Raw genomic sequence first — 26,186 nt, forward strand, 5'->3', positions numbered from 1 at the left:
CGGGTTCGCGTCACCCCACGAGTCGGGCGCCGGGCACCGGACCGTGCACGTGCAGGGCGCGCCGGCCGGTGCCGAGCAGCTGATCCTGCACCGCACGCGCGTGCTCCGGGCTCTCGCACAGCAGGGCGATGGTCGGTCCGGAGCCGGAGACGAGGCCGCCGAGCGCGCCGAAGCGGATGCCGTCGATGAGCGTGGCCCCGAGATCGGGTCGGTCGATCACGGCCGCGGCCTCGAGGTCGTTGAGCAGGGCAGGTGCCAGCTCCCTGGCGTCACCGGCCCGCAGCGCGTGCAGCACGGCGAGCGGCACGTCGAGCGACATCGGCGGGTCGTCGGCCACGACGCCCTCCTGCGCGCGCAGCTGGTCGAGCCGGCCGTACACCTCCGGGGTGGACAGGCCCTGCTCGCTGAGCACGAGCACCCAGTCGAAGCGTCCCCTGGCGAGCGCCGGGGTCAGCTCGTCGCCGCGGCCCGCTCCCACGGCGGTGCCGCCGTGCAGGGCGAACGGCACGTCGGCGCCGAGACGCGCGGCGAGGGCGTGCAGGCGATGCGCACCCAGCTCGGTGCCCCACAGGGCGTCGCACGCGACGAGTGCGGCGGCCGCATCCGCAGAGCCGCCGCCCATGCCCCCGGCCACGGGCACGCCCTTGCGGATGCGCAGGTGCACCCCGGCATCCACCCCCGCGGCCTGCGCGAGCAGCTTGGCCGCCCTCATCGCGAGATTGCGGTCGTCGAGGGGGACGCCCGAGACGTCCACCTCGCCGTCGACCTCGAGGGTGAAGCCGGCAGCCGCCGATGCGTACACGTCCTCGTACAGCGACACGGCCTGGAAGACGGTGGCCAGGGAGTGATAGCCGTCGTCATGCCGCGGACCGACGCCCAGGTAGACGTTGATCTTGCCGGGAGCCCTGACGTGCACGGCATCCGGCCTCTGCCCCATCACAGCTCCGACGACACGGACCAGAGGTTGACGTCGATGCCGTGCGCGATCGCGTCGATCGAGGTGAGCTCGTCATCGGTGAATGCCGGGCCGTCGACGGCCGCGATGTTCTCGTCGATCTGCTCGGGCCGCGAGGCGCCGATCAGCGCCGAAACGACGACGGGATCGCGCAGGGTCCACTGCAGCGCCATCTGAGCGAGCGTCTGCCCGCGGTCGGCGGCGATGTCGTTGAGCCCGCGCAGCACCGCGAGTCCCTCATCGGACACCGGACGGTCCGGCATCGAGCGGCGCTTCTGCGCACGGTCGGCGGTGCCGTCGCCGAGGTACTTGTCGGTGAGCAGCCCCTGGGCAAGCGGCGTGAAGGCGATCGCGCCCATGCCGGCCGCTCTCAGGGTGTCGGTCAGGCCGTCCTCCACCCAGCGGTTGAGGATCGAGTACGACGGCTGGTGGATCACCAGGGGGGTGCCGAGATCGCGTGCCACGGCGAGCGCGGCCTCGGTGCGCTCGGCGCTGTACGACGAGATGCCGACGTAGAGCGCCTTGCCCTGTCGCACCAGCGTGTCGAGTGCGCCGATGGTCTCCTCGACCGGGGTGACCGGGTCGACGCGGTGCGAGTAGAAGATGTCGACGTAGTCCAGGCGCATGCTCGTGAGCGATCGCTCCGCGCTGGCGAGGATGTACTTGCGGCTGCCGAGATCGCCGTACGGGCCCGGCCACATGTCCCAGCCCGCCTTCGACGAGATGATCAGCTCGTCCCGGTACGGTGCGAGATCCTCCGACATGATGCGGCCGAAGTTCTTCTCGGCCGAGCCGTAGGGAGGTCCGTAGTTGTTGGCGAGGTCGAAGTGCGTGATCCCGCTGTCGAAGGCGTGACGCAGCAGCGCGCGCTGGTTGTCGAGCGGGATGTTGTCGCCGAAGTTCCACCACAGGCCGAGCGAGATCGGCGGCAGGTAGAGGCCGCTCGCTCCGACCTGACGGTAGGCGAAGCGCTGGTACCGCTCAGCGGCCGCAGCATACGGTCGGTGGATCTCAGGAACGTCGGGGTTGAAGCGCGGTTCGGTCACGCTGTCAGGCTATCGGCACCGGTGTCTGTTCGGGCTGCACCAGCGCGATGCGGTGGTAATCGTCGACGGTGAGATCCTCCCCGCGTGCGGTGGGGGCGACGCCCGCCGCCTCCAGAACGGCGGATGCCGCAGCGGAGCCCCCGTAGAGACCGGACAGCGCCTGGCGCAGCATCTTCCGACGCTGGTTGAAGGCTGCGTCGACGATCTGGAAGGTGCGCCGACGCTCGCCGTCGTCGCCGCGGGGCGTCTCGTCGCGCTCGAAGCCGACGAGCAGACTGTCGACGTTCGGCACCGGCCAGAACACCTGCCGCGACACCGTGCCGCACAGCCGCCACGGGCCGTACCAGGCGGCCTTCACGCTCGGCGCGCCGTAGATCTTGGAGCCCGGCTTCGCGGCCAGGCGCTCGGCGACCTCCGCCTGCACCATCACGACACCGCGCTCGAGGTACGCGAACGTCTCGAGGAAGTGCAGCAGCACCGGCACCGAGACGTTGTAGGGAAGATTGGCGACGAGCACCGTGGGCTCTCCGGGCAGCTCGGTGACGCGCATGGCGTCGGCATCCACCACCGTCAGCGAGTCGTCCGCCGCGCCGCGCTCGCGCGCCGTCTGCGGCAGCCGCTCGGCGAGGCGGTGATCGATCTCGACGGCGGTGACCGAGGCGCCCGCCTCGAGGATCGCCAGGGTCAGCGACCCGAGACCCGGGCCGATCTCGACCACCCGCTCCCCCGCCTGCACCTTCGCCGCGTGCACGATCTTGCGCACCGTGTTGGCGTCGACGACGAAGTTCTGCCCGAGCTTCTTCGTGGGGGTGACGTCGAGCTCGGCGGCAAGACGGCGGATCTCGGTGGCGCCGAGCAGGGAGACGGTCATGGATCCATTCTCGCGCATCCGGCCCGGCCCCTAAGATCAAGCGGGTGACCGCACTCGGGGAGCTCATCGCGCCGCGCCGCCTGGGCCGGGACTTCCGGTGGCTGATGTCGGCGGCGTGGACGAGCAACATCGGCGACGGCATCGCGCTGGCCGCCTCTCCCCTGCTGATCGCGTCGATGACCTCGTCTCCGGTGCTGGTCGCCTCGGGTGCGATGCTGCAGTTCCTGCCGTGGCTTCTCTTCGGGCTGCACGCCGGTGCGATCGCGGACCGTGTCGAGCGGCGGATGCTCGTGATGCTCGCCCACGGCATCCGGGCCGTCATCGTCGCCGCTCTCGTGGTGCTGCTCGTGACCGGCACCGCGAACATCGCGATCGTGCTGATCGTGTCGTTCCTGTACGGCACGGCCGAGGTGTTCGCCGACACGAGCACGAGCACCCTGCTGCCGATGATGGTCGAGCCCGCCGACCTCGGCGTCGGCAACGCGCGACTGCAAGCGGGCTTCCTCGTGGCCAACCAGCTCGCCGGCCCTCCCCTGGGTGCGTTCCTGTTCGCGGTGGGATCGTTCTGGCCGTTCCTCGCTCAGGTGCTCGCGGTGACCGTGGGGCTCGTCCTCGTGTCTCGGATCGCCCGGCAGCCCGTGCCGCCGCGCGCGGATCCGACCAGGGTCCGCCACGACATCGGGCAGGGGCTGCGCTGGGCGTGGCACACCAAGCCGGTGCGCACCCTGATCGTGATCATCCTCGCCTTCAACGTCACGTGGGCGGCCCCGTGGGGCGTCCTCGTGCTCTACGCCACCGAGCACCTCGGGATGGGGCCGGTCGGCTTCGGCGCGCTGACCACCGCGTCCGCCGTCGGCGGGCTGCTCGGCACCCTCAGCTTCGGATGGCTGGAGCGGCACATCTCGTTCGCCACCATCATGAAGGTGTGCCTCACGCTCGAGGTGCTCATGCACCTCGCCTTCGCGCTGACGACGAGCGGTGTCGTCGCGCTGGTGATCATGTTCGGATTCGGCGCCTACGCCTTCGTGTGGGGCACGATCTCGACCACGGTGCGCCAGCGACTGGTTCCGCACGAGCTGCAGGGCCGGGTGGGCTCCGTGAACATGGTCGGCGTCTTCGGCGGCATGGTCATCGGCCAGGCTCTCGGCGGACTCATCGCGCAGGCATGGGGGCTGACCGCACCGTGGTGGTTCGCGTTCGCCGGATCGGCGCTGACCCTGCTGCTGATGTGGCGGCAGATCTCCCACATCGCCGCCGCGAAGCCGGCCCTCGACGACGGCGCTGCGACGCGGTAGCGGCCGAAGGGGTCAGGCGAAGGCGCCGTACACCGCGAGCGTGTTCGCCGCGATCTGCGCGCACAGCTCGTCGACGTCGACGTCGAGCTCCGCGGCCATGAACCGCACGGTGAGCGGCACGAGATACGGCGCATTGGGCCGTCCGCGCAGCGGCACCGGCGTGAGGAACGGCGCGTCCGTCTCGACGAGGATGCGATCCCACGGCGTGACCGCGAGGGCATCCCTCAGGTTCTGCGCGTTCTTGAACGTGATGTTACCGGCGAACGAGAGCCAGTACCCGGCATCCGCCGCGATCCGCGCCATCGCGTCGTCACCCGAGAAGCAGTGGAAGACGGTCTTCTCGGGGGCGCCGACGCGCGTCAGCGTCTCGAGCACATCGTCGTGCGCATCGCGATCGTGGATCTGCATGGCGATGCCGTGCTTCTTGGCCAACGCGATGTGCGCCTCGAACGACTCGTGCTGCGCGGGCCGGCCCGCCTCGACGGTGCGGAAGTAGTCCAAACCGGTCTCGCCGATCGCACGCGTGCGCGGGTGCGCCGCGAGCTCGTCGATCACCGCGATCGCCTCGTCGAGGCGCCCCTCGGCAGCGTAGCTCGGCGCGTCGTTCGGGTGGATGGCGACGGCGGCGAGCACACGAGGGTCGGATGCCGCGGCTTCCACCGCCCAACGCGACGACTCGATGTCACCGGAGGCCTGGACGACACCGGCGATGCCGACCTCGGCGGCCCGGTCGAGCTGCTCCTCCAGGCTCAGCGGCTCGACGCCGTCGGTGATCTCGAGATGCGCATGGTTGTCGTACACCGGCACCGACAGCGGCTCGGGAGCCGCCGGGTACCGGAGGTCTCCGCGCCCCTCGGCGTCGCGCGCCCGGACGTAGGTGTTCGCCATGCGTTTCGCCTCGCTTCGCTCGATCGACGACCGGAGGGCCTCAGGCGGTCTGCTCCACGCGCGGGAACAGGGGCGCGAGAGTCGTCACGGCGGTGCCAGGCTGCAGCGCACCCCACGCACCCGCCTCGCGGATCGGCTGCGCGGTGAGCGCGCCGAGCGAGCCCTCGACGCCGAGGGCGTCCCACAGCTTCGCGGTCGACTGCGGCATCACCGGCGACAGCAGCACGGCGAGCGCGCGCAGGCCCTCCGCGCAGGTGTACAGCACGGTGCCGAGGCGGCCGCGCTGCTGCTCATCACGCGCGAGCGCCCACGGCTCGTTCTCGGTGATGTAGAGGTTCAGGTCGTCGACGATCGTCCAGATCGCGTCGATCGCCTCGTCGATGCGGAAGTGCTCGATGGCCGCGTCGGCGGCGGCCGCGGCATCCGCCGCCTTCTTCTGCACCACCCGGTCGCGCTCGGCGTACTCGGCGGGCGCCGGCACGACGCCGTCGAAGTACTTCTGGATCATCGCGACCGTGCGCGACGCCAGGTTGCCGAAGCCGTTGGCGAGCTCGGCCTGGTAGCGGGCCGACAGGTCCTCCCACGAGAACGATCCGTCCTGCCCGAACGCGATCGCGGAGAGGAAGTAGTAGCGGTAGGCGTCCGAGCCGAACACGTCGGTGATCTCGGTGGGCGCGATACCGGTGAGCTTCGACTTCGACATCTTCTCGCCGCCGACGAGCAGCCAGCCGTGCGCGAAGACGCCCTTGGGCACGTCGAGCCCGGCGGCCATCAGCAGCGCGGGCCAGATCACGGCGTGGAAGCGCAGGATGTCCTTGCCGACGACGTGGTACGCGGGCCAGCGGCGGGCGAAGTTCGCGTCGTCCTCGCCGTAGCCGACGGCGGTGACGTAGTTGAGCAGGGCGTCGACCCACACGTAGATGACGTGCGACTCGTCCCACGGCAGTGGGATGCCCCAGTCGAACGTCGACCGTGAGATCGACAGGTCCTTGAGGCCCTGGCTCACGAACGAGACGACCTCGTTGCGCGCGGAATCGGGGCGCACGAAGTCGGGTTCGGTCTTGTACAGCTCGAGCAGCCGATCCTGGAACTCGCTGAGCTTGAAGAAGTAGTTCTTCTCCTGCAGCAGCTCGAGCGGCTTCGAGTGGATCGCGCAGACCTTCAGGCCCTCGAAGGGACCGGTGCCGTCGACGATCTCGGACTCGGGCTTGAACTCCTCGCAGCCCACGCAGTACAGCGCCTCGTACTCGCCCGCATAGATGTATCCCGCGTCGTACAGCTTCTGGAAGAACACCTGCACGTTCTTCTCATGCCGCTGCTGCGTGGTGCGGATGAAGTCGTCGTTCGCGACGTCGAGCGTGTTCAGCAGCGGGAACCAGCTCTCGCCGACGAGCTTGTCGACCCATTCCTGCGGCGTGACGTTGTTCGCTGCGGCGGCGCGCAGCATCTTCTGGCCGTGCTCGTCGGTGCCGGTGAGCATCCAGGTGTCGTCACCCGCCTGGCGGTGCCAGCGCGACAGCGTGTCGACGGCCACCGTCGTGTACCCGTGACCGATGTGCGGCACATCGGAGGGGTAGTAGATGGGCGTGGTGATGTAGAAGGACTCGCCTGCGGGCATGCTCACGATTCTAGGCGGGAACCGCGTTGCCTTCTGATTCGTGACCTGGTTCTCGTTCTTGTGATGGGCGGCGGGCGGGAGGACGTTCCCTTCGCTCGCAGAGTGGGGCCCCTCCGCTTCGCTCCTCCCCAATGCTCGCTCCGGGAACGTCCGCCCGCCCTCTCCTGGGGATTCGTAGCGTCGCAGGCGAGGTGATGGTAAGTGTCGGGATCGAGGTCTCAGAGGCGTGTGGCTGTCACGGAGGCGTGGGGGCGGGTGCTGGGCTCGCCGTCGACGCGCGGACGGGTCTCGGATGCCGTCACCGCGAAGCCGGCCTGCTCGAGCATCTCCCCAAGAGCATCCGGCGTCCAGAAGTAGGCGGTCGTCACGGCATGGTCGAAGAGTTCGCGCGGGGTGCCGTCGAAGAAGCCGATGAGGGCACTACCGCCGGGCGCAAGAACGCGGGAGAACTCGGCGAGGGTCGCGGGCAGCTCCGCAGGCGGCGTGTGGATCAGCGAGTACCAGGCGAGGATGCCGCCGAGCGACGCATCCGGCAGCGGAAGCTCGGCGAACGACCCCTGCTCGAACGGCATACCCGGATACATGGCACGAGCATGCGAGACGAACTCCGCCGACAGATCGAGCCCGAGCACGTCCCGTCCGTCGTCGTACAGGAAGCGCGTCCACTGGCCCGGCCCGCATCCGGCATCCAGCAGCCGCCCCGGCGTCGCGTCGCGCCAGGCCGCGATGAGCGCCCGGTCACGAGGATCCGTCTGCGCGATGTCGCCGAGCAGCGCGATGTACGCCGAGGCTCGCGCGTCGTACGCGGCGCCGACAGTCATCGGGCGGCGAGCGCGGCCTGGTAGAGGTCGCGGGAAGACAGGCCGGTGGCGGCGGCGACCTCGGCGCACGCCTCTTTGAGGCGGGTTCCGGATGCCACGAGCGCCTGCACCTGGGCGAGCGCGTCGTCGGCGGAGACGGCGAGCGGAGCCGCGCCCTCGACGACCACGACGATCTCGCCCTTCACGCCCTGCTCGGCCCAGGCGACCAGTTCGGATGGCGTGCCGCGGCGCACCTCCTCGTACATCTTCGTCAGCTCGCGGCAGACGGCGATGCGCCGCGAATCGCCGTACGCCGCGCCCATGTCGGCGAGCGACGACGCGAGCCGCGACGGCGACTCGAAGAACACCATCGTGCGCGGCTCGCTCGCCAGCGCGGTCAGCACCGAGCGGCGCTCCCCCGGCTTGCGCGGCAGGAAGCCTTCGAAAGTGAACCGGTCGGTGGGCAGGCCCGAGATCGCGAGGGCCATGAGCACCGCGCTCGGCCCTGGGATCGCCGTCACGGTCACGCCGCGCTCGACGGCGGCGGCGACGACGCCGTAGCCGGGGTCGCTCACCGCGGGCATCCCGGCGTCGCTGACGACCACGACATCGTGCTGCTCCGCCATCTCGGCGAGCTCGGCCGCCTTGTCCTTCTCGTTGTGGTCGTGCAGGGCGATCAGACGCGGACGGTTGTCGATCTTCAGCGCCTGCAGCAGCCGCTGTGTGGTGCGGGTGTCTTCGGCGGCGACGACCTCGGCGTTCTCGAGCACCTCGATCAGACGGCGCGACGCGTCGCCGAGGTTGCCGATCGGGGTCGCGGCGAGGATGATCACCCGACCAGCTTAGGCGGGCGCCGTCAGCCGATCCGAAGGTGATTGCCTAGGCTGATCTGGTGACCCTGCCCGCGCCCCCGACGCCGCCGCGCTCTGCGACCCGCGGGGAGCGACTCGTCGCGTGGGCGCTCGCGGATGCCGCCCGATCCCGGGCCCTGAGCTGGCTGGCCCCGCTGCTGGTCACCCTGCTCGCGGCGGTGCTGCGGCTGACGAACCTCTCGCATCCGCACGAGATCATGTTCGACGAGACCTACTACGTCAAAGACGCCTGGTCGCTGTGGAACCTCGGCTACGAGGGCACGTGGGGCGACGGCGCCGATGCGGCACTGCCGCAGGGCGACGACTCCGCCATGCAGACGACCGGGTCGTATGTCGTGCATCCGCCGCTCGGCAAGTGGATCATCGCACTCGGCATGGCCCTGCTGGGGCCCGGATCCAGCGCCGGCTGGCGGCTCACGACGGCCGTGCTCGGCTCGCTCACCGTGCTGGTGCTGTACCTGGTCGCGCTGCACCTGACTCGCTCACGGGTGTTCGCGACCATCGCGGGCGGTCTGCTCGCCGTCGACGGGCTCGGCATCGTGATGAGCCGCATCGCGCTGCTCGACGGTGTGCTCACGTTCTTCATCCTGCTGGGGTTCCTGTTCGTGCTGCTCGACCGGGATCGTTCCCTGCCGCTGCTCGACGCGCGGATCGTCGTCCGGCGTCGAGCGGATGCCGACGACGCGCCCGTACGTCTGACCGGCCCGGTGCTGTGGTCGCGGCCCTGGCTGATCGCGGCCGGCGTCACGCTGGGGGCGGCGTCGGCGGTGAAGTGGTCCGGCCTGTACGCCCTGGCCGTCTTCGGTCTGTACGTCGTCATCACCGATGCCCTGGCACGCCGCCGAGCGGGCATCCCGCTGTGGCCGAGCGATGCCGTGCTGCGCCAGGGTCCCGTTTCCTTCGTGCTGATGGTGGGCCCGGCGCTGCTGACCTATCTCGTGTCGTGGACCGGCTGGCTGGTCACGGCGGGAGGCTACGACCGCGGCGCCGACGCGAACCCGCTGGTCGCGCTGTGGAGGTACCACGAGTCGATGTACGGCTTCCACATCGGCCTGGCCAGCCCGCACGCCTACGCGAGCCCGGCGTGGCAGTGGCCGCTGCTGCTGCGACCCACCGCCGTCTGGGTGGGCTCCGAACCGACCGGCTGCGGCACCGAGCACTGCATCGCGGTGATCTCGTCGGTGCCGAACCCGCTGATCTGGTACGGCGGCGTCGCTGCCGCCCTCTATCTGCTCTACCGCTTCGTGCGAGGACTCATCGAGCGCGCACCGCTGGGCCCCGCGCACACGGTGGCCCTGGTCGGCCTGCTCGCCACGTACGTGCCGTGGCTGCTCGTGCCGAACCGCACGATCTTCCAGTTCTACACGGTCGTCATGGTGCCGTTCCTCATCCTGGCGCTGACCGTGGCGCTGCGTGAGCTCGCCGGCCGCCGCTCCGCCACCCTGCACCGCCGCACCGCCGGGCAGCGCACGGTGACCGTCTATCTCGTGATCGTCGTGCTCGTCTCGGCGTTCTTCTACCCGGTGTGGACCGGCATGAGCGTGCCCTACCCGTTCTGGCTCATCCACAACTGGCTGCCGGGCTGGATCTGACCCTCGGGCGGGCGCGCCTGACCGGCGACTACCGGCGGGGCAACGAGCGCGCCGCGCGCCGGCATTCGCGCAAGGCGGGCTGAGTCAGACCACCGTCTCCGGGTCCACGTGCGCGGCGCGGTGCGCCTCATCGAACGTGGGGCTCTTGCCCAGGAGCTTCCCGATCAGCAGCACGACGCCCACGACGACCAGGCCGACGAGCATCCCGGCGACCGCAGACATCGCGGTGTTGCCGAGCCAGACGACGAAGCCGCCGAATGAGGCGAGCAGCTCGTCGACACCGTGCAGCAGATCGGCGGGCGCGTGCAGACCCACCTCGCCGAGATTGACGACGACGAGGTGACCGCCGACCCACAGCATCGCCACCGTGCCGACGACGCTGATCACACGGAACACCGCGGGCATCGACCGCACGATCCGGGTCCCGGTGTGGCGCACGTTGCGCACCGGGTTCTTCGCCATCTTCAGTCCGATGTCGTCGAGCTTGACCAGCAGCGCCACCGCGCCGTACACGACTCCGGTCATGAGCAGCGCGATGACGGCCAGCACACCGAGCGTCTGCCAGGTGCCGAGGCTCGAGTCGAGGCTCGCGAGCGAGATGAGCATGATCTCGGTCGACAGGATCAGGTCGGTGCGGATCGCACCCCACACGAGCCGCTTCTCGTCACGCGCGCCCTCGTCGGCGTGACCGTGGGCGAAGCCGAACCACTCGAGCACCTTCTCTGCACCCTCGAAGCAGAGGTAGGTGCCGCCGATGATCAGCAGATAAGGCAGCACCCACGGCGCGAAGGCGGTCAGCACCAGCGCGATGGGGATGATGATGAGGAACTTGTTCGCGATCGAACCGAGCGCGATCTTGCCGACCACCGGCAGCTCACGCGCCGGAGTGAGCCCCTGCACGTACTGCGGAGTGACGGCCGCGTCGTCGATCACGACACCCGCGGCCTTGGCGGATGCCTTCATCGCCGCGCTCAGGATGTCGTCGACGACCGCCAGCAGACCAACCGACATGCGATTCCTCCCCCGGAGTGCACGGTGTGCGCGCTCCGGCCTGCAAGACTACTGTGCCTGCTCGCGCCTCACCGCGCACGCGTGTCGTCGGACTGTCGGATCACGCCGCGGCGTGCGCGCCCGCGGGTGAGCCGCGCGACGATCAGCAGCGCCGCGGTGAGTGCGAGCGTCAGCAGCAGCTGGATGCGGGCGGTCGGATCGATCATGGCGAGGGCGATGATCGTCCCGAGCAGAGCCAGGGCCAGCCACGACAGCCAGGGGAAGCCCCACATGCGCATCGGCAGATGCTCGCCGTCGCGGTCGGCCCGGCGCCGCAGGATGATCTGCGAGATGACCGTGGCCGTCCAGATGACGAGCACCGTCGAGCCGACGATGTTCAGCAGCAGCCCGAGCACGGTCTCGGGGAACGCCCAGTTCAGCACGACCGTGACGAACCCGAAGGCGACAGATGCGAGCACCGCGACGTAGGGCACGCCGGCGGCGCTGGTGCGGGTGGATGCCAGCGGCGCGAGTCCGCGTTCGCCGAGCGAGTACGCCATGCGCGACGCGCCATAGATGTTGGCGTTCATCGCCGACAGCAGCGCCATCACCACGATCAGCGACATCACCAGGTCGACGCCGGGCACCTGCAGGGTGGCCAGCACGGCCGAGAACGGCCCCTCCAGCACCTCGGGCGAGTTCCACGGCAGCACCGCGACGATCACGAAGATCGACCCCAGGTAGAACACGAGAATGCGCACCATCACCTCGCGCACGATCCGCCTGATGTTGTTGGTCGGGTCGTCGGATTCGGCTGCGGCGATGGCGACGACCTCGGTGCCGCCGAAGGCGAACACGACGACGAGCAGGGCGGCGGCGATGCCCGTGATCCCGTGCGGCGCGAACCCGCCGTGCGCGAACAGGTTGCCGACGCCGGTGGCGGGCACGCCGGGGATGAGCCCGAGGATCGCGCACGCCCCCACCACCAGGAACGCGATGATCGCGAAGACCTTGATCGCCGCGAACCAGAACTCGAACCGCCCGTAGTTGCGCACGCCGAACAGGTTCACAGCGGTGAGCGCGGCGACGAAGATCAGCACCCACAGCCATGCCGGGACGCCGGGCACCCACCCCTCGATGATGCCTGCCGCTCCGGTCGCCTCCGCGGCGATCACCACCACGAGCTGAATCCAGTACAGCCATCCGACGGCGCTTCCGGCGCTGCGGCCCATCGCGCGCTGCGCGAACGAACTGAACGCGCCCGAGCTGGGGCGCGCGGCGACCATCTCGGCGAGCATCGCCATGACGAGGATGACCACGGTGCCGGCGATGAGGTACGACACCAGCACGGCGGGCCCGGCGATGCCGATGGCCTGCCCCGAGCCGACGAAGAGCCCCGCGCCGATCGCGCCGCCCAGACCCATCATCGAGATCTGCCGGCGGGTGAGCCCGGGATGCAGACCCTTCGTGGTCGTCGTCGTCAGCGGCACCTCGGTCATCGTGAGACCTCCTCGTCCGGGCCGGGTACGGCCCGTGCCATCATACGGACAGCGCGGACGGGTCGACCGTCGGCAGACGGCACACGAAGTCCCGACAGTCGTAGGCGACGCCGTCGGCAGCGTCCTTGCCCTCGAACAGCGAGAACCCGGCATCCGCGAACCCGCGGGCCTGGGCCGGAGACACCACCGCGACCACGTCGGCCTCGACGCGACGGGCAGCGTCCGCGAGCGCCCCCTGCCGGTGTTCGACGACGGCGACGACCTGGCGAGATGGGGCGGCGAGCGTCGCGCACAGCCGCAGCAGGGCGCCGTAGGCGAGCGGATGCTGCAGCGCGCGCTCGACGAGCGGCGCGCACAGCGCGACGGCGCGCTCGCGATGCTCGTCTCCCGCGCCGAGCAGCCAGGCGGTGAGGTGAGCGGATGCCCGCGACGCCACCCCCGAGGGCAGATCGCCGTCGCTGTCGTCACCGGCAGCCGCGAGCCCCTGCGCCGACAGCACCGGATCGGCGACGAGGGGCTCCTCGAGCACGGCCAGCGCCCGGGTCGCCCAGGACGCCTCGCCCGTGGCGAGGGCGAGGGCGAGCAGGCCGTCCGCGAGCAGCCCGACGTCCGCGGCCGTGGCGACGGCCGCGGCTGCCGCACCGTCCAGCGAGGAGCGCACGAGAGCTCCCGTCGCGGAGCGGTTCACGCGCAGCACGTGGTCGGCGGCGGCCGCCGCGGCATCCACCCACTCCTGCTCGTCCAGCCGTGCTCCAGCGCGCGCGAGCGCGCCGATCGCGAGCCCGTTCCAGCCGGTGAGCACCTTGCCGTCGACAGCGGGAGGGCGGAGGGATGCCCTGTCCCAGGCATCCGCGCGGTAGTAGCCGCCCTCGCTGCGCTCGCCGTCGATCCACGACTCGGAGTCCTGCGCGGCGCCGAACGCACCGCCGTCGCGGCGCAGCACGCCGAGCAGGAACCCGACGATGCCGCGCACGACGTCGTCGCGCCCTGCGGCGAGCGCGACGTCGATCAGCTGGGCGTTGTCGATCAGCATCCGCTCGTAGTGCGGCACGCTCCAGTCGGCCTGGGTCGCGTAGCGGAAGAAGCCCCCGTCGATCTCGTCGCGCAGCGGCGACGCCGCCATCGCGTCGATCGCTCGACGCGCAGCATCCGCGCCCTGTGCCAGCGGGTGCTGCAGGAAGCGCAGCGTGGTCGCCATGGGGAACTTCGGAGCCCCGCCGAACCCGCCGTGGCGATGATCCTCCCGCTGCATGATCGCCGCGGCGGCAGCCGCGATGGCCTCCGCGCCCGGCATCCCGCCTGCGTCGGCGGTCGCGGCCTGCCGCAGGGCGTCGGCCACGGCATCCGCCGACTCCTCCACCTCGGCGCGACGCTCGGTCCACGCCTCGTTCACGGCCGTCAGCACGTCGCGGAACGACGGCACCCCACCGCGGGCCTGCGGAGGGAAGTACGTGCCGGCGTAGAAGGTGCGGCCGGCGGGGGTGGCGAACACCGTGAGCGGCCAGCCGAGGCTTCGGGTGAAGGCCGAGGCCGCCGCCATGAAGGCCGCATCGACCTCGGGGTGCTCCTCACGGTCGATCTTCACCGGCACGAACGCGGCGTTGATCTGCGCCGCGGTGGCGTCGTCGGCGAACGACTCGCGCGCCATCACGTGGCACCAGTGGCAGGTGGAGTAGCCGATCGAGACGAGCAGCGGCACGTCGCGGCGCCGGGCCTCGGCGAACGCCTCCTCGCCCCACGGATGCCAGTCGACGGGGTTGTCGGCGTGCGCCCGCAGATACGGGCTGAGCGTGTCGGCGAGCCGGTTGGTCATGCACCCACGGTACGCCGAGACCCCCTGCCGCAGGCCGGTCGACCGGCGGCAGGGGGTCTCGGGAGCGGGTCAGTTCAGGTCGTTCGGGTGGGTGCCGACGCGGCCCGAGCCGTCGAGCGGGTCGAGTCCGTCGATCGCGGTCATCTGCGCGTCGTCGAGCTCGAAGTCGAACACGTCGAGGTTCTCGCGCATGCGCTCGGCGCGCACCGACTTCGGGAACACGATGAAGCCCTTCTGCAGGTGCCAGCGCAGCACCACCTGGGCGGGCGTGCGACCGGTCGCCGCCGCAGCGGACGCGACTGGCTCGGCACCGAACAGGTCGTACTTGCCCTGGCCCAGCGGGCCCCACGACTCGATGCGCATGCCGTGCTCGGCCGCCCACTCGGTGATCTCGCGCTGCTGGTACGCCGGGTGCAGCTCGATCTGGTTCACCGCGGGGGTGACCCCGGTCTCGGCGACGAGGCGCTCGAGGTGCGGCACGAGATGGTTCGAGACGCCGATCGAGCGGGCGAGTCCCCGCTCGCGGATGCCGATCATCTTCTGCCACGCGTGGACGTAGTTGTCGTTGGCTGGCGTCGGCCAGTGCACCAGGTACAGGTCGACGGCGTCGAGGCCGAGCTTCTCGAGGCTCTCGTCGATCGCCTTGTCGGGCTCATCGCCGTCATGACGGTCGTTCCACAGCTTGGTGGTGATGAAGAGCTCGTCGCGCGGGATGCCGCTCTTCGCGATGGCCGCGCCCACGCCCTCCTCGTTGCGGTAGATCGCGGCGGTGTCGATGTGCCGGTAGCCGGCTTCGAGCGCCTCGGTCACCGCGCGCTCGGCGTCGTCGGCCGGCACCAGGAAGACGCCGTAGCCGAGCTGAGGGATCGTGTGCCCGTCGTTGAGTTCGAGTGTGGGAATCGTCATCCATCCAGCCTAGGTCGATCACGTGCTGCCGGCGCCGCGGCGGCGCCGGCAGACATGGCGGCGGCGGCGCGGGCGACCAGCCTCTCGAGCGGCCCCCGACCCAGAGTCATCGCCCAGGCGGTGGCGGCCAGCAGCATCGTCAGTGTGAACCAGCCCCAGGCCTGGTCGCTGTCAGGCAGCGCGGCGGGGCCGGCGATGGCGACGATCGCCACGATGTGAGCCGAGTACGCGGTCAGGGGCATGGAGCCGAGCGCCGCGAACGGCAGCAGCACCCAGCGCAGGGGACGGCTGAGGATCAGGCACGCGCCGATCAGCGCGACGGCGAAGCCGCCCGATCCGAGGATCTCCGCCGTGCCCCCGGAGTGCGGGTGGGTGGAGACGAGCGCGGTCAGGACCGACTCGGCGGGCATCTGCTCGGCCAGAGCCTGCGAGTACGCCACCCACCCGCTGACGTCGTCGAGCTCCTCGTCGAGCGACGAGCTCGACGACGAGCCGGACGGCGTGCCGGAGAGTTCGCTCCGCGACGGCTGGGGGTAGCAGTAGAACTCCCCTCCGCCCCACGAGTCGCACACCGCGTCTCCGAGATCCACCTCGGACGCGGGGATCGGCGACGACGCCTCCTCGAGGTCGCCGCCGCTGTCGACGTCCGAACCGTCGATGACGCTCGAGGGGTCGTCGACATCGGTCGGCATCAGGACGCCGCCCAGGGCGCCGAGGCCGTATCCACCGATCGCGAAGACGATGCCCGCCACCAGCAGAACCGTGGCCGTTCGGACGGTGTCCACCCGCACCCGCCCGATCGCCATCCCCACCAGCACGAACACCATCCACACCGTGATCGGGTAGGTGCCGAACAGCACCAGGTCGGTGCCGGGTCCCGTCGCCCCCAGCGACAGCGCCCGCACCAGCGCGAGCAGAGGCGGCCCCGCGACGGCGAGGACGCCCGCTGCCAGCAGCAGATGACGCACCCGCCACCGCAGCATCGGGATCGCCGCGACGTAGACCAGCCCGTACACGGTGAGGATGACGGCGACGGGGGTGCCCAGCAGCTCCAGGGCGATGCCGATGAGGAACACTGCGGCTCCGCGGCCGATCAGGCTCAGGCGCAGCCGGGCCAGGTCTTCGCGACGCGGGATGCTCGTGCGCCCCGTCATCAGCGAGACCGAGATGCCGGCGAGCACGGCGAACAGGATCGACGAGCGCCCGTGCACGAGGGCGCTCCAGGTGTCGGGCTCGAACACGCGCACCTCGTCGGCCGTGGTCGCGACGTGCGCGCCCACCATGCCGAGGATGGCCAGGCCGCGGGCGACGTCCAGACCCATGATGCGCGGCGCGCGGCCGAATTCGCGCCACCACCGTGCGGGGGCGAAGGCGGCGGGCGGTCGGGCGGCGGGCGAGTCCGAGGTGGAGACGGGCGGGGCAGCGGTCACTCGCTGATCGTAGCGACCGGGCGGGAACGGGATCAGCGGCGATACGATGGAGGGCTATGTCTTCGCCCGTGATCTCCTTCCCACCCGAGCTGCCGGTCAGCGCGGCGCGCGACGAGATCGCCGCGGCCATCCGCGACCACCAGGTCGTGATCGTCGCCGGCGCGACCGGTTCGGGCAAGACCACGCAGCTGCCGAAGATCTGCCTCGAGCTCGGGCGCGAGCGCATCGCGCACACCCAGCCGCGCCGGCTGGCGGCGCGCACGATCGCCGAGCGCGTCGCCGACGAGCTGCACGTCGAGCTCGGCGACCTCGTCGGCTACAAGGTGCGCTTCACCGATCAGGTTTCCGATGCCACCCGCATCGCGCTGATGACCGACGGCATCCTGCTGAACGAGATCCACCGCGACAGGCTGCTCACCCGCTACGACACGATCATCATCGACGAGGCGCACGAGCGCTCGCTCAACGTCGACTTCCTGCTCGGATACCTGCGGCGCATCCTTCCCGAGCGCCCCGACCTGAAGGTCATCATCACCTCGGCGACGATCGACCCCGAGAGCTTCGCGACGCACTTCGCCGACGGGAACGGCGAGCCCGCGCCGATCATCGAGGTCTCCGGTCGGACGTACCCGGTCGAGATCAGATACCGTCCGCTCGTCGACGAGCGCGAGAACGACGCGTCGAAGACCTCCGAGCCCGAGGACGATGTCACCGCGATCGTGTCCGCGTTGCGCGAGCTCGACCGCGAGGCGCCGGGCGATGTGCTCGTGTTCCTTCCCGGCGAGGCCGAGATCCGCGATGCGGCGGATGCCGTGCGCGGCGCGTACCGATCGGCGACTTCTCCGGTCGAGGTGCTGCCGCTGTACGGCCGGCTGTCGGCCGCCGAGCAGCACCGGGTCTTCGAGCCGTCGAAGGTCGCGGGTGTCCGACGCCGCGTGGTGCTCGCCACGAACGTCGCCGAGACGAGCCTCACCGTGCCCGGCATCAAGTACGTGATCGACACGGGCACCGCCCGCATCTCGCGCTACAGCCCGCGCTCGAAGGTGCAGCGCCTGCCCATCGAGGCGGTGTCGCAGGCATCCGCCGCCCAGCGCTCCGGTCGCGCGGGCCGCACCAGCGACGGCATCGCGATCCGGCTGTACGGCGAGGACGACTTCGACGGGCGCCCTGAGTTCACCGAACCCGAGATCCTGCGCACCTCGCTGGCGTCCGTCGTGCTGCAGATGCTGTCGCTCGGCTTCGGCGACATCACCGAGTTCCCCTTCCTCACCCCTCCCGACTCCCGCGGGGTGAAGGCGGCCTTCGACCTGCTCACCGAGATCGGCGCGGTCGACGTGACCCGGGGCGCGCAGCCCCGGTTGACGAGGATCGGGCGGGAGATCTCGCGGATGCCTATGGATCCGCGCTTCGCCCGGATGCTCGTCGCCGCGTCGTCCTCCGCCGGCGGCGTGCTGGCGGATGTCATGGCGATCGTGGCCGGGCTGTCGATCCAGGACGTGCGCGAGCGGCCCAGCGCCGATGCACCGCAGTCGCTGCGGGACGAGGCCGACCGCATGCATGCCCGCTTCGTCGACCCGACCAGCGACTTCCTCACGCTGCTGAACCTGTGGAACCATCTGCGCGAACAGCAGAAGGAGCTCGGCTCCAGCGCATTCCGGCGCATGTGCCGCAGCGAGCACCTGAACTACGTGCGGGTCCGCGAATGGTTCGACGTGCACCGCCAGCTGCGCACACTCGTCAAGACGCCGAAGGGCGCCGCCGGCGGCACCACGGACCCCGACGCCATCCATCGGGCGATCCTCGCCGGGCTGCTCTCGCAGATCGGCATCCTCGACGAGCGCACCACGGCCGGCAGCGCCAACAAGGCGAAGGGCGACCGGGCTCGCCGCATCGCCGAGTACCGCGGCGCCCGCGGCATCCGGTTCTCGATCTTCCCGGGCTCGGGACTGCGCAAGAAGGCACCGCAGGCGGTGGTGGCCGCCGAGATCGTCGAGACGTCGCGCACCTTCGCGCGCACGGTCGCCGCGATCGATCCGGCCTGGGCCGAGGCGCTCGCCGGCGACCTCGCCAAGCGTCAGGTGACCGAGCCGCACTGGTCGAAGGATGCGGGAGCCGCTGTCGCCTATGAGAAGGTGACGCTGTTCGGCGTCGAGATCATCCCGAAGCGCCGAGTGCAGTTCGCGCGCATCGACCGCGCCGGCGCACGCGAGCTGTTCCTGCGGCACGCCCTCGTCGAGGGCGAGTGGGATCCGTCGCGGCTCGACAAGCGGGTGAGTGCGTTCTGGCGCGCGAACGCCGATCTGCGTCGCCGGCTCGAGAAGCTCGAGGAGCGCGAGCGTCGCCGTGACATCCTCGCCGGCGACGAGGCGGTGTTCGGCTTCTACGACGAGCGCGTCCCGCGCGAGGTGTTCGACGTCCGCTCATTCGAGAAGTGGTGGCGCGATGCGCTGCAGCAGACGCCGAAGCTTCTGGCGATGCGCGAGAGCGACCTCGTCGACGCTGACAGCCGCACGGATCAGAGCGAATTCCCCACGCGCTGGCAGCAGGGCGACCAGGTGCTCGGGCTCGCCTACCGCTTCGAGCCGGGAGCCGAAGACGACGGCGTGAGCGTCGTGATACCCCTGGCGCTGATGCAGCAGATCCGCGACACCGGCTTCGACTGGCAGGTGCCGGGGCTGCGCGCCGAGCTCATCACCGCCCTGCTCCGCGCCCTGCCGAAGGCGATCCGCCGCCACGTCGTGCCCGCCGCGGACTGGGCCGAGAAGTTCGGAGAGCAGCTCGACGGCGAGGGGCCCGAGCACCATTCCGGCCTGCCCGCCCGTGCGCTCAAGGAGGCTCTGGCCCGGCTCATCCAGCCGCTCGCCAATCAGCCGGTCTCGGCCGAGGACTTCGATGACGCCCGCGTGCCGGGGCATCTGCTGATGGGCTTCCGGGCGGTCGACGAACGCGGTCGCATCGCCGGGTCGAGCCGCGACCTGCAGACCCTGCAGCAGCGGCTCTCCGACCGGTCGCGGCAGAGCGTCACCCGTTCGCTGAACCGGCCAGAGCAGCCGCGCACCCCGCGCCGGAGCGCGGAGCGCGTGGCCGAGGCGTCATCGCGCGGCCCGATCGAGCGCGACGATCTCACTGACTGGACCTTCGACGACCTGCCCGAGCTGCTCGACACCAGGGTCGCCGGCGGCACCGTGCGCGGGTACCCGGCGATCGTCGATCGCGGCAGGTCGGTCTCGGTGCGGGTCGAGGCGACGGCGGATGCCGCGGCCGCCGCGACCCGTGAGGGCGTGCTGCGTCTCGTGCTGCTGACCGTCCCCTCCCCCGCCTTGTACGTGCAGAACCACCTGACGGCGCCCGAGAAGCTGGCTCTCGCCGCCTCGCCTTACCCGAACGTCGCGACGCTCGTCGAAGACGCCCGCACCGCGGTCGTGCGCGCCCTCATCGACGACCGCGTTCCCGGCGGCGTCATCCGCACCGGGGCGGAGTTCCGCCGGGTGCGCGACGAGGTCAACGCCGAGCTCGTGGACCGGCTCTTCGCCTGCGTCTCGCTGGTCGCGAAGATCCTCGCCCGGAGCCGCGATGTCGAGCGGGCCATCCGGTCGCAGAACTCCCTGGCTCTGCTGGGCCCGCTGAACGACATCCGCTCGCAGCTGAGCGCGCTGATCCGTCCGGGGTTCATCTCGGCGACCGGTGTCGAGCGGCTCACGCACCTGCCCCGCTACCTCGACGGGATGCTCGAGCGGCTGAAGACCCTGGCGAACGAGCCGGGCAAGGACCGCGCCCGCATGACCGAGTACGAGCGGACCGCGAAGGCGTACGAGGACGCGGGAGGCGCCCTGCCGCTCCCCGCGGACGCCCCGGCGCACCTCGCCGAGGTGCGCTGGCTGCTCGAGGAGTACCGGATCAGCGTCTTCGCGCAGCGGCTCGGCACCGCGCAGCCGGTCTCGCCGCAGCGCATCACGAAGGCGCTCGCGAGCCGCCCCTGACGTGCCCGGGTAGCGTGGGGCCCATGGCTCACGCAATCGTCTACACCGAGATCGGCAGCCCCGACGTCCTCCGCCTGACCGAGATCCCCGACCCGGTCGCCGGGTCGGGTGAGATCGTCGTGCGCATCGGGGCGACCGGGGTGAACCCGCTGGATGCCAAGCTGCGCCGCGGCGCGCGTCCCTCGCCTCCCATCGTCGAACCGCGCCGGGTCGGCTTCGACGGCGCGGGCGTCGTGGCGAGCCTCGGCGAGGGCGTCACGGGGTTCGCGATCGGCGACCGCGTCGTCATCGACAACGTCCTCGGCACCTACGCCAGCGCCCTCGCCGTGCCCGTGTCGAAGCTGTTCCGCCTCTCCGACGGCGTCACGATGGCAGAGGGTGCCGCCCTCGGCATCCCGGTCGGGACGGCGTATCAGTGCCTGCGCTCGCTCGGCGTCGCACAGGGCGACACGCTGCTCGTGCACGCCGGCTCCGGCGCGGTCGGCCAGGCCGCCGTGCAGTACGCGGTGCTGTGGGGTGCGAGGGTCATCGCGACGAGCAGCCCGGAGCGGTTCGACCAGCTGCGCGCCCTGGGCGCCGAGCCGGTCGCCTACGGCGACGGTCTCGAGGAGAGGGTGCGTGAACTCGCGCCGGAGGGTGTGAGCGTCGCCCTCGACTGCGCGGGCACCGACGAGGCGATCCACGCCTCGCTCGCCCTCGTCGCCGACCGCGAGCGCATCGCGACGATCGTGCGCGGGCCGGATGCCGCCGACTTCGGCATCCGCGCGTTCTCGGGCGGCAGCCCGGTGCCGCTCACCGACGAGGAGCAGGCCTGGCGGCAGGAGGCGATCCCCCTGACGATCAACCTCATCGAGGCGGGCGACTTCCAGGTCGAGCTGGGCCCCGAGCTCCCCCTCGCCGACGCGGCCATGGCGCAGGAGCTGATCGAACGGCACGCCGCGAACGGCAAGATCATCCTCATCCCCTGAGCCGGTCCGTCGCACACGGACGCATGCCGCAACAGTTCGACACATGATGGGCGCGGACGGTGCGTCCCGGAGCATCATGAGCACATGAGCTCCCCGTGTACCGCGACGACGCCGGGTTTCGCGACCGCCCAGGTGCAGGCCGGCTATCGGCCGACCGGGTCGATCAGCGCCATCCCGCCGATCCACCAGACCGCGGCGTACGAGTTCACCTCCCTCGCCGAGGCCGCGGATCTGTTCGCGCTGCGGCGGCCGGGCATCATCTACGGACGCAACGCCAACCCCACGCAGCAGATCCTCGAAGAGCGCGTCGCGCTGCTCGAGGGCGGTGTCAGCGCGGTGGCCGTCGCCTCGGGGCAGGCGGCGGTGGCCGTCACCATCCTCGCGCTCGTGCACCGCGGAGGTCACATCGTCGCCGCCGACCAGCTGTACGGCGGCACGATCGATCTGCTGCAGGAGACACTCGACGACTTCGGCATCTCGGTCACCTTCGTCGACCAGGACGACATCGACGCCTGGCGCGACGCGATCACCCCGCGCACCCGCCTGCTGTTCGCCGAGTCGGTCGCGAATCCGATCGCGCAAGTGCTCGACATCCGCGCCGTCGCCGATGTGGCCCACGCCGCCGGCGTGCCGCTCGTCATCGACAACACCGTCGGCACCCCGCACCTCGTGCGCCCGGGCGAGCACGGCGCCGACTTCGTCGTGCACTCGGCCACGAAGTTCCTCTCCGGGCACGGCAGTTCACTCGGCGGCGTGGTCGTCGACCAGGGCAGCTTCGACTTCGGCGCCGCCCCCGCGCGCTGGCCGCAGTTCACCGCGCCGTACACCCGCTTCGGCGACCTCGTGCTGTGGGAGCGGTTCGGACAGGGGCATGCCTTCGCCGCGCTGGTGAAGTCGAAGTACGTGCACGACCTCGGCCCGTCGCTGTCGCCGTTCAACGCGTGGCAGATCCTGCAGGGCATCGAGACGCTCGACCTGCGGGTCTCCCGGCAGTCGGCGACAGCGCGTCTGATCGCCGAGCATCTGGCCGGGCATCCGGCGGTCGCCCGCGTGCACCACCCTGCGCTCGCCGACAACCCGTGGCACGGCGCCGCAGCACGCTACCTGCCGAACGGCGCGCCCTCGGTGTTCTCGTTCGACATCGTGGGCGCCGAGGACGACGGGTCGTTCGACCGCGTCGCCGCGGTCGTCGACGAGCTGCGGGTGTTCCGGCTCGTCGCCAACATCGGCGATGCCCGCAGCATGGTGGCGCACCCGGCGTCGATGACCCACTCGCACCTGACCGCCGATCAGCGAACGGCGGCCGGCATCTCGGTGAACACCGTCCGGGTCTCGGCAGGCCTCGAAGACCCGGCCGACCTCATCGCCGATCTCGACCGGGTGCTCGCGCCGCTGCTCGAGGACGCGCTGGTGGCAGCCCGCTGACCTGAGAGCCTCCTGGCCGTGGATGTCGCTCGCCCCGATACGCTGATGCCATGACCGGACTTCGATGGGGCATCCTCGCCACCGGCGGCATCGCCGCAGCCTTCACCTCCGACCTGCGCACCGCAGGCCTCGACGTCGTCGCGGTGGGCTCACGCACTCAGGAGTCAGCCGACGAGTTCGCCGCGCGCTTCGACATCCCCCGCGCGCACGGATCGTACGTCGACCTCGCCGAAGACCCCGAGGTCGACATCATCTACGTCGCGACCCCGCACCCGATGCACCACGAGGATGCCCGTCTGGCGCTGCAGAACGGCAAGCACGTGCTGGTCGAGAAGGCGTTCACCGTCAACCGCGCCGAGGCCGATGACCTCCGCTCGCTCGCCGCGGAGAAGGGCCTGCTCGCCATGGAGGCGATGTGGACCAGATATCTGCCGCACATGGTGCGGCTGCGCGAGGTCATCGCCTCGGGCACGCTCGGCGAGATCCGCTCGGTGTCCGCGGACCACACCCAGAGCCTGCCGACCGACCCCGCGCACCGCATCAACGCTCTCTCGCTCGGCGGCGGTGCGCTGCTCGACCTCGGGATCTACCCGATCTCGTTCATCTGGGACGTGCTGGGCGCGCCGACGCAGATCACCGCGGTCGGGCGCCTGCTGGACACGGGGGCGGATGCCGAGGTCGCCACGATCATGACCCACGCCGGCGGGGCGATCTCGACCTCGCTCTCCTCGTCGCGCACCGTCGGGCCGAACACGGCCGCCGTGCTCGGCACCGAGGCTCGCATCGAGATCGATCGGGTCTGGTACACGCCGACGTCTTTCCGTGTGATCGCCGCCGACGGCACCGTGCTCGAGGAGTACGAGTCGCACGTCGAGGGCCGCGGCATGCAGTACCAGGCGCTGGCTGCCGAGGCGGCTGTCGCCTCAGGCGACACCGCCGGCGCTCGACTCGCGCTGCCGACCGCGGAGTCGGTCGAGATCATGGGCGCCCTCGATGAGATCCGTCGCCAGATCGGCGTCGTCTACCCGAGCGAGAGCTGACATGGCAGAGACCACGGGCCGCGTGGCGGTCTACCTCGACTTCGACAACATCGTCATCTCCTGGTACGACCGGGTGCACGGGCGCAACGCCTACGGCAAGGATCGCCAGCGCATCACCGACAACCCGAACGACGCCGAGGTCGCCGAGCGCCTCAAGCAGGCGACGATCGAGGTCGGAGCGATCATCGACTACGCCTCGTCCTTCGGCACGCTCGTGCTCACCAGGGCGTACGCCGACTGGTCGTCTCCGGTGAACGCCGAGTACCGCTCGCAGCTGGTCGCTCGTGCGGTCGATCTCGTGCAGCTGTTCCCCGCAGCGGCGTACGCGAAGAACGGTGCTGACATCCGCCTCGCGGTCGATGCCGTGGAAGACATGTTCCGGCTGCCGGATCTCACGCATGTGGTGATCGTCGCCGGCGACAGCGACTACGTACCGCTGGCGCAGCGATGCAAGCGGCTGGGCCGGTATGTGATCGGCGTGGGGGTCGCCGGGTCCACGGCCAAGTCGCTGGCCGCGGCCTGCGACGAGTTCGAGTCGTACGACTCGCTTCCCGGTGTCGTGCGCCCCACGGCGGATGCCCCGGCCGAGGTGTCCGCGAAGGACAAGCCCGAGCCGAAGAGCACCACCCGAAGCCGTCGCACCCGCACCGCCGCTCCCAAGCAGGACGACCAGTCCGAGGCGACCTCGCTTCTCGTGCGAGCGCTGCGTCTCGGCCACGACAAGACCGACTCCGATGAATGGCTGCACGCCTCGGCCGTGAAGACGCAGATGCGCCGGATGGACCCCTCGTTCAGCGAGAAGGCGCTCGGATACCGGTCGTTCAACGACTTCCTGCGCTCGCGCGACGACGTCGCCGCTCTGGAGGAGAGCGGACACGAGCGTCTGGTGCGCCTGCAGGAGGCCTGACCGGCGGCGGGGCGGCGCGCGGCCCCGTGCGCGTCGTCCACCGTGCGAGGGCTCAGTCCTCGCTGACGCTGTCGCCGCGTTCCTGCTTGCGCTTCTCGATCTCCTGACGCAGCCGCCATTCCTCGATCTCACGATCGAGGTCGGCGATCTGCTGCTCGGTCGATCGGGTGTCGACCGGCGGTGCGCTCACCACCGGCGAAGCGGGCGCCGTCCGGTGCCGTGCGGGACGCCCGAGCCGGATGCCGCCCTCGGGGTACTCGCGACCGATCGCGAACCAGAGCGCGCTGCCCAGCAGCGGCAGCAGCACGACGAGCAGCAGCCAGACGAGCTTCGGCAGGAACCGCACCTGGCTGTCGTCGCGACGGATGATGTCGACGAGCGCGAACACCATCAACGCGATGGTGATCAGGGTGAACAGGAACGGCATGATCTCAGATTAGACGACCGGTGAGACGGTGTCGCCGTCACTCGACGCCGGTCGCGATCGGCCGTCCCGGTGTGTTCGACCACGCGCTCCACGAGCCGGGATACACGCTCACCTCGCGGACCGCTATGGCCCCCGCGAGCGCGAGCTGCGCCGCGGTGATGCCCGAGCCGCAGTAGGCGGCGATCGGTGTGCCCTCCGCCGCTCCGACGGCGTCGAATGCGGCGGCGATGTCGGTCGCCGCCCGGAACCTGCCGTCCTCGGTGAGCACGCGGGCGATCGGGAGGTTCTTCGCACCGGGGATGTGACCTGCGACCGGGTCGATCGGCTCGACCTCGCCGCGGTAGCGCTCGGCGGCGCGTGCGTCGAGCAGCACCCCGGCATCCGGCCAGCTCGCCGCGGAGCGCGTGTCGATGACACCGGCATCACCGGGCGCGAGGAGGTCGACGTCCCCGACTGCAGCCGTGGTCTCGCCCGTCTCGACCGCTCCGCCCGCCGCAAGCCATGCACGCCAGCCGCCGTCGAGCACCCGCACCTCGATCCCTGCGCGCCGCAGCGCCCACCAGGCGCGTGACGCCGGCAGCATCCGGTCGTCGTCGTAGACCACGACGGGCACGCCCTGACGGAGTCCCCACCGGCGCGCGGCGCCGGCGAGCGCCGCGTCGTCGGGCAGCGGGTGACGACCTTCATGCGGTTCGCCGTGTCGCGTCAGGTCGCGCTCGACATCCACGAACACGGCTCCGGGGATGTGGCCGGCGACGTACTGCGCGTGTCCGTCGCTGCGACCCAGCGACCAGCGGACATCGAGCAGGTGGAACGCGCCGAGCCGGTCATGCAGGTCGGCGGCGGAGATCAGCGGATGCACGG

The 26,186-nt window shown here is 70.8% G+C and carries 21 protein-coding genes; 7 read left to right on the plus strand and 14 right to left on the minus strand.

What is annotated here, in order from left to right:
* Positions 1–10: 10 nt before the first annotated feature.
* Genes AB0O65_RS13165 through rsmA form a run of 3 tightly spaced genes read right to left on the minus strand, consistent with a single transcriptional unit; the run spans position 11 to position 2,872 of the window.
* The gene (locus AB0O65_RS13165) at positions 11–937 is read right to left on the minus strand and encodes a 4-(cytidine 5'-diphospho)-2-C-methyl-D-erythritol kinase (RefSeq protein ID WP_363385712.1); all 927 of its coding nucleotides are present in this window, start codon (positions 935–937) and stop codon (positions 11–13) included.
* Positions 937–2,001: an aldo/keto reductase gene (locus tag AB0O65_RS13170; RefSeq protein WP_313480378.1), complete on the minus strand. Its 1,065-nt coding sequence runs from the start codon at positions 1,999–2,001 to the stop codon at positions 937–939. Before AB0O65_RS13170 ends, AB0O65_RS13165 begins: the two co-directional genes overlap by 1 nt.
* 4 nt (positions 2,002–2,005) lie before the next feature.
* Positions 2,006–2,872, minus strand: a complete 867-nt coding sequence (rsmA, locus tag AB0O65_RS13175) for a 16S rRNA (adenine(1518)-N(6)/adenine(1519)-N(6))-dimethyltransferase RsmA (protein ID WP_071644295.1) — start codon at positions 2,870–2,872, stop codon at positions 2,006–2,008.
* 44 nt (positions 2,873–2,916) lie between these two features.
* Between rsmA and AB0O65_RS13180 the strand changes: the two genes are divergently transcribed.
* Positions 2,917–4,167, plus strand: coding sequence for an MFS transporter (locus AB0O65_RS13180; RefSeq protein WP_313480376.1), 1,251 nt, complete (start codon positions 2,917–2,919; stop codon positions 4,165–4,167).
* A 12-nt stretch (positions 4,168–4,179) separates the two neighbouring features.
* On the opposite strand, the gene AB0O65_RS13185 is transcribed toward AB0O65_RS13180, so the two are convergent.
* From AB0O65_RS13185 to rsmI, 4 genes are all read right to left on the minus strand, one after another.
* Positions 4,180–5,055, minus strand: coding sequence for a TatD family hydrolase (locus AB0O65_RS13185; protein WP_363385716.1), 876 nt, complete (start codon positions 5,053–5,055; stop codon positions 4,180–4,182).
* A gap of 40 nt (positions 5,056–5,095) precedes the next feature.
* Positions 5,096–6,673 carry a methionine--tRNA ligase gene (gene metG / locus AB0O65_RS13190; protein WP_363385719.1) on the minus strand — a complete coding sequence of 526 codons (1,578 nt, stop codon included), beginning with the start codon at positions 6,671–6,673 and terminating at the stop codon, positions 5,096–5,098.
* A gap of 218 nt (positions 6,674–6,891) precedes the next feature.
* Positions 6,892–7,494, minus strand: coding sequence for a class I SAM-dependent methyltransferase (locus AB0O65_RS13195; RefSeq protein WP_110554947.1), 603 nt, complete (start codon positions 7,492–7,494; stop codon positions 6,892–6,894).
* Entirely contained in the window at positions 7,491–8,306 is an 816-nt protein-coding gene (gene rsmI / locus AB0O65_RS13200; protein ID WP_363385722.1) for a 16S rRNA (cytidine(1402)-2'-O)-methyltransferase, read from the minus strand. The genes AB0O65_RS13195 and rsmI overlap by 4 nt, the downstream gene beginning before the upstream one ends.
* Before the next feature lie 59 nt (positions 8,307–8,365).
* Here rsmI and AB0O65_RS13205 point away from each other — a divergent pair, with 59 nt between their 5' ends.
* Positions 8,366–9,937, plus strand: a complete 1,572-nt coding sequence (locus AB0O65_RS13205; RefSeq protein ID WP_363385725.1) for a phospholipid carrier-dependent glycosyltransferase — start codon at positions 8,366–8,368, stop codon at positions 9,935–9,937.
* 84 nt (positions 9,938–10,021) lie between these two features.
* Here AB0O65_RS13205 and AB0O65_RS13210 read toward each other — a convergent pair whose 3' ends face one another.
* The 5 genes from AB0O65_RS13210 to AB0O65_RS13230 form a co-directional block, all read right to left on the minus strand.
* Positions 10,022–10,948, minus strand: coding sequence for a DUF808 family protein (locus tag AB0O65_RS13210; protein ID WP_363385728.1), 927 nt, complete (start codon positions 10,946–10,948; stop codon positions 10,022–10,024).
* A gap of 68 nt (positions 10,949–11,016) precedes the next feature.
* Positions 11,017–12,426: an amino acid permease gene (locus AB0O65_RS13215; protein ID WP_363385731.1), complete on the minus strand. Its 1,410-nt coding sequence runs from the start codon at positions 12,424–12,426 to the stop codon at positions 11,017–11,019.
* Between the two features lie 40 nt (positions 12,427–12,466).
* Complete coding sequence (locus tag AB0O65_RS13220) at positions 12,467–14,239, minus strand: DUF255 domain-containing protein (protein ID WP_363385734.1); 1,773 nt, start codon at positions 14,237–14,239, stop codon at positions 12,467–12,469.
* 69 nt (positions 14,240–14,308) lie between these two features.
* Positions 14,309–15,145: an aldo/keto reductase gene (locus AB0O65_RS13225; RefSeq protein ID WP_363385737.1), complete on the minus strand. Its 837-nt coding sequence runs from the start codon at positions 15,143–15,145 to the stop codon at positions 14,309–14,311.
* A complete protein-coding gene (locus tag AB0O65_RS13230; RefSeq protein WP_363385740.1) occupies positions 15,142–16,575 on the minus strand; it encodes a heparan-alpha-glucosaminide N-acetyltransferase domain-containing protein in 1,434 nt (477 codons plus the stop codon). The genes AB0O65_RS13225 and AB0O65_RS13230 overlap by 4 nt, the downstream gene beginning before the upstream one ends.
* Between AB0O65_RS13230 and hrpA the strand changes: the two genes are divergently transcribed.
* The 5 genes from hrpA to AB0O65_RS13255 all read left to right on the plus strand — a co-directional run bounded on the left by hrpA (position 16,503) and on the right by AB0O65_RS13255 (position 24,895).
* Positions 16,503–20,555, plus strand: a complete 4,053-nt coding sequence (gene hrpA / locus AB0O65_RS13235) for an ATP-dependent RNA helicase HrpA (RefSeq protein WP_363385743.1) — start codon at positions 16,503–16,505, stop codon at positions 20,553–20,555. The two genes, AB0O65_RS13230 and hrpA, sit on opposite strands and share 73 nt — an antisense overlap.
* 23 nt (positions 20,556–20,578) lie before the next feature.
* Positions 20,579–21,523: an NADP-dependent oxidoreductase gene (locus tag AB0O65_RS13240; RefSeq protein WP_363385746.1), complete on the plus strand. Its 945-nt coding sequence runs from the start codon at positions 20,579–20,581 to the stop codon at positions 21,521–21,523.
* A gap of 84 nt (positions 21,524–21,607) precedes the next feature.
* The gene (locus AB0O65_RS13245; RefSeq protein WP_363385749.1) at positions 21,608–22,948 is read left to right on the plus strand and encodes an aminotransferase class V-fold PLP-dependent enzyme; all 1,341 of its coding nucleotides are present in this window, start codon (positions 21,608–21,610) and stop codon (positions 22,946–22,948) included.
* Positions 22,949–22,998: 50 nt separating this feature from the next.
* Complete coding sequence (locus tag AB0O65_RS13250) at positions 22,999–23,988, plus strand: Gfo/Idh/MocA family oxidoreductase (RefSeq protein ID WP_313480365.1); 990 nt, start codon at positions 22,999–23,001, stop codon at positions 23,986–23,988.
* A 1-nt stretch (position 23,989) separates the two neighbouring features.
* Positions 23,990–24,895 carry an NYN domain-containing protein gene (locus tag AB0O65_RS13255; RefSeq protein ID WP_071644206.1) on the plus strand — a complete coding sequence of 302 codons (906 nt, stop codon included), beginning with the start codon at positions 23,990–23,992 and terminating at the stop codon, positions 24,893–24,895.
* A 52-nt stretch (positions 24,896–24,947) separates the two neighbouring features.
* On the opposite strand, the gene AB0O65_RS13260 is transcribed toward AB0O65_RS13255, so the two are convergent.
* Positions 24,948–25,322, minus strand: coding sequence for a PLDc N-terminal domain-containing protein (locus tag AB0O65_RS13260; RefSeq protein WP_071644204.1), 375 nt, complete (start codon positions 25,320–25,322; stop codon positions 24,948–24,950).
* Between the two features lie 37 nt (positions 25,323–25,359).
* The gene (locus AB0O65_RS13265; protein ID WP_363385754.1) at positions 25,360–26,184 is read right to left on the minus strand and encodes a sulfurtransferase; all 825 of its coding nucleotides are present in this window, start codon (positions 26,182–26,184) and stop codon (positions 25,360–25,362) included.
* Positions 26,185–26,186: the final 2 nt, after the last annotated feature.

The organism is Microbacterium sp. NPDC077391 (assembly GCF_040686955.1).
In the GTDB taxonomy this organism is placed as follows: domain Bacteria; phylum Actinomycetota; class Actinomycetes; order Actinomycetales; family Microbacteriaceae; genus Microbacterium; species Microbacterium commune.

What these genes read in the sequence shown, in the direction of transcription:
- AB0O65_RS13165 (WP_363385712.1), bottom strand. Translation starts at nt 937, where the DNA reads ATGGGGCAGAGGCCGGATGCCGTGCACGTCAGGGCTCCCGGCAAGATC.
- AB0O65_RS13255 (WP_071644206.1), top strand. Translation starts at nt 23,990, where the DNA reads ATGGCAGAGACCACGGGCCGCGTGGCGGTCTACCTCGACTTCGACAAC.
- AB0O65_RS13225 (WP_363385737.1), bottom strand. Translation starts at nt 15,145, where the DNA reads ATGACGATTCCCACACTCGAACTCAACGACGGGCACACGATCCCTCAG.
- AB0O65_RS13210 (WP_363385728.1), bottom strand. Translation starts at nt 10,948, where the DNA reads ATGTCGGTTGGTCTGCTGGCGGTCGTCGACGACATCCTGAGCGCGGCG.
- AB0O65_RS13260 (WP_071644204.1), bottom strand. Translation starts at nt 25,322, where the DNA reads ATGCCGTTCCTGTTCACCCTGATCACCATCGCGTTGATGGTGTTCGCG.
- AB0O65_RS13195 (WP_110554947.1), bottom strand. Translation starts at nt 7,494, where the DNA reads ATGACTGTCGGCGCCGCGTACGACGCGCGAGCCTCGGCGTACATCGCG.
- AB0O65_RS13185 (WP_363385716.1), bottom strand. Translation starts at nt 5,055, where the DNA reads ATGGCGAACACCTACGTCCGGGCGCGCGACGCCGAGGGGCGCGGAGAC.
- AB0O65_RS13250 (WP_313480365.1), top strand. Translation starts at nt 22,999, where the DNA reads ATGACCGGACTTCGATGGGGCATCCTCGCCACCGGCGGCATCGCCGCA.
- AB0O65_RS13240 (WP_363385746.1), top strand. Translation starts at nt 20,579, where the DNA reads ATGGCTCACGCAATCGTCTACACCGAGATCGGCAGCCCCGACGTCCTC.
- rsmA (WP_071644295.1), bottom strand. Translation starts at nt 2,872, where the DNA reads ATGACCGTCTCCCTGCTCGGCGCCACCGAGATCCGCCGTCTTGCCGCC.
- AB0O65_RS13220 (WP_363385734.1), bottom strand. Translation starts at nt 14,239, where the DNA reads ATGACCAACCGGCTCGCCGACACGCTCAGCCCGTATCTGCGGGCGCAC.
- AB0O65_RS13215 (WP_363385731.1), bottom strand. Translation starts at nt 12,426, where the DNA reads ATGACCGAGGTGCCGCTGACGACGACGACCACGAAGGGTCTGCATCCC.
- metG (WP_363385719.1), bottom strand. Translation starts at nt 6,673, where the DNA reads ATGCCCGCAGGCGAGTCCTTCTACATCACCACGCCCATCTACTACCCC.
- AB0O65_RS13245 (WP_363385749.1), top strand. Translation starts at nt 21,608, where the DNA reads ATGAGCTCCCCGTGTACCGCGACGACGCCGGGTTTCGCGACCGCCCAG.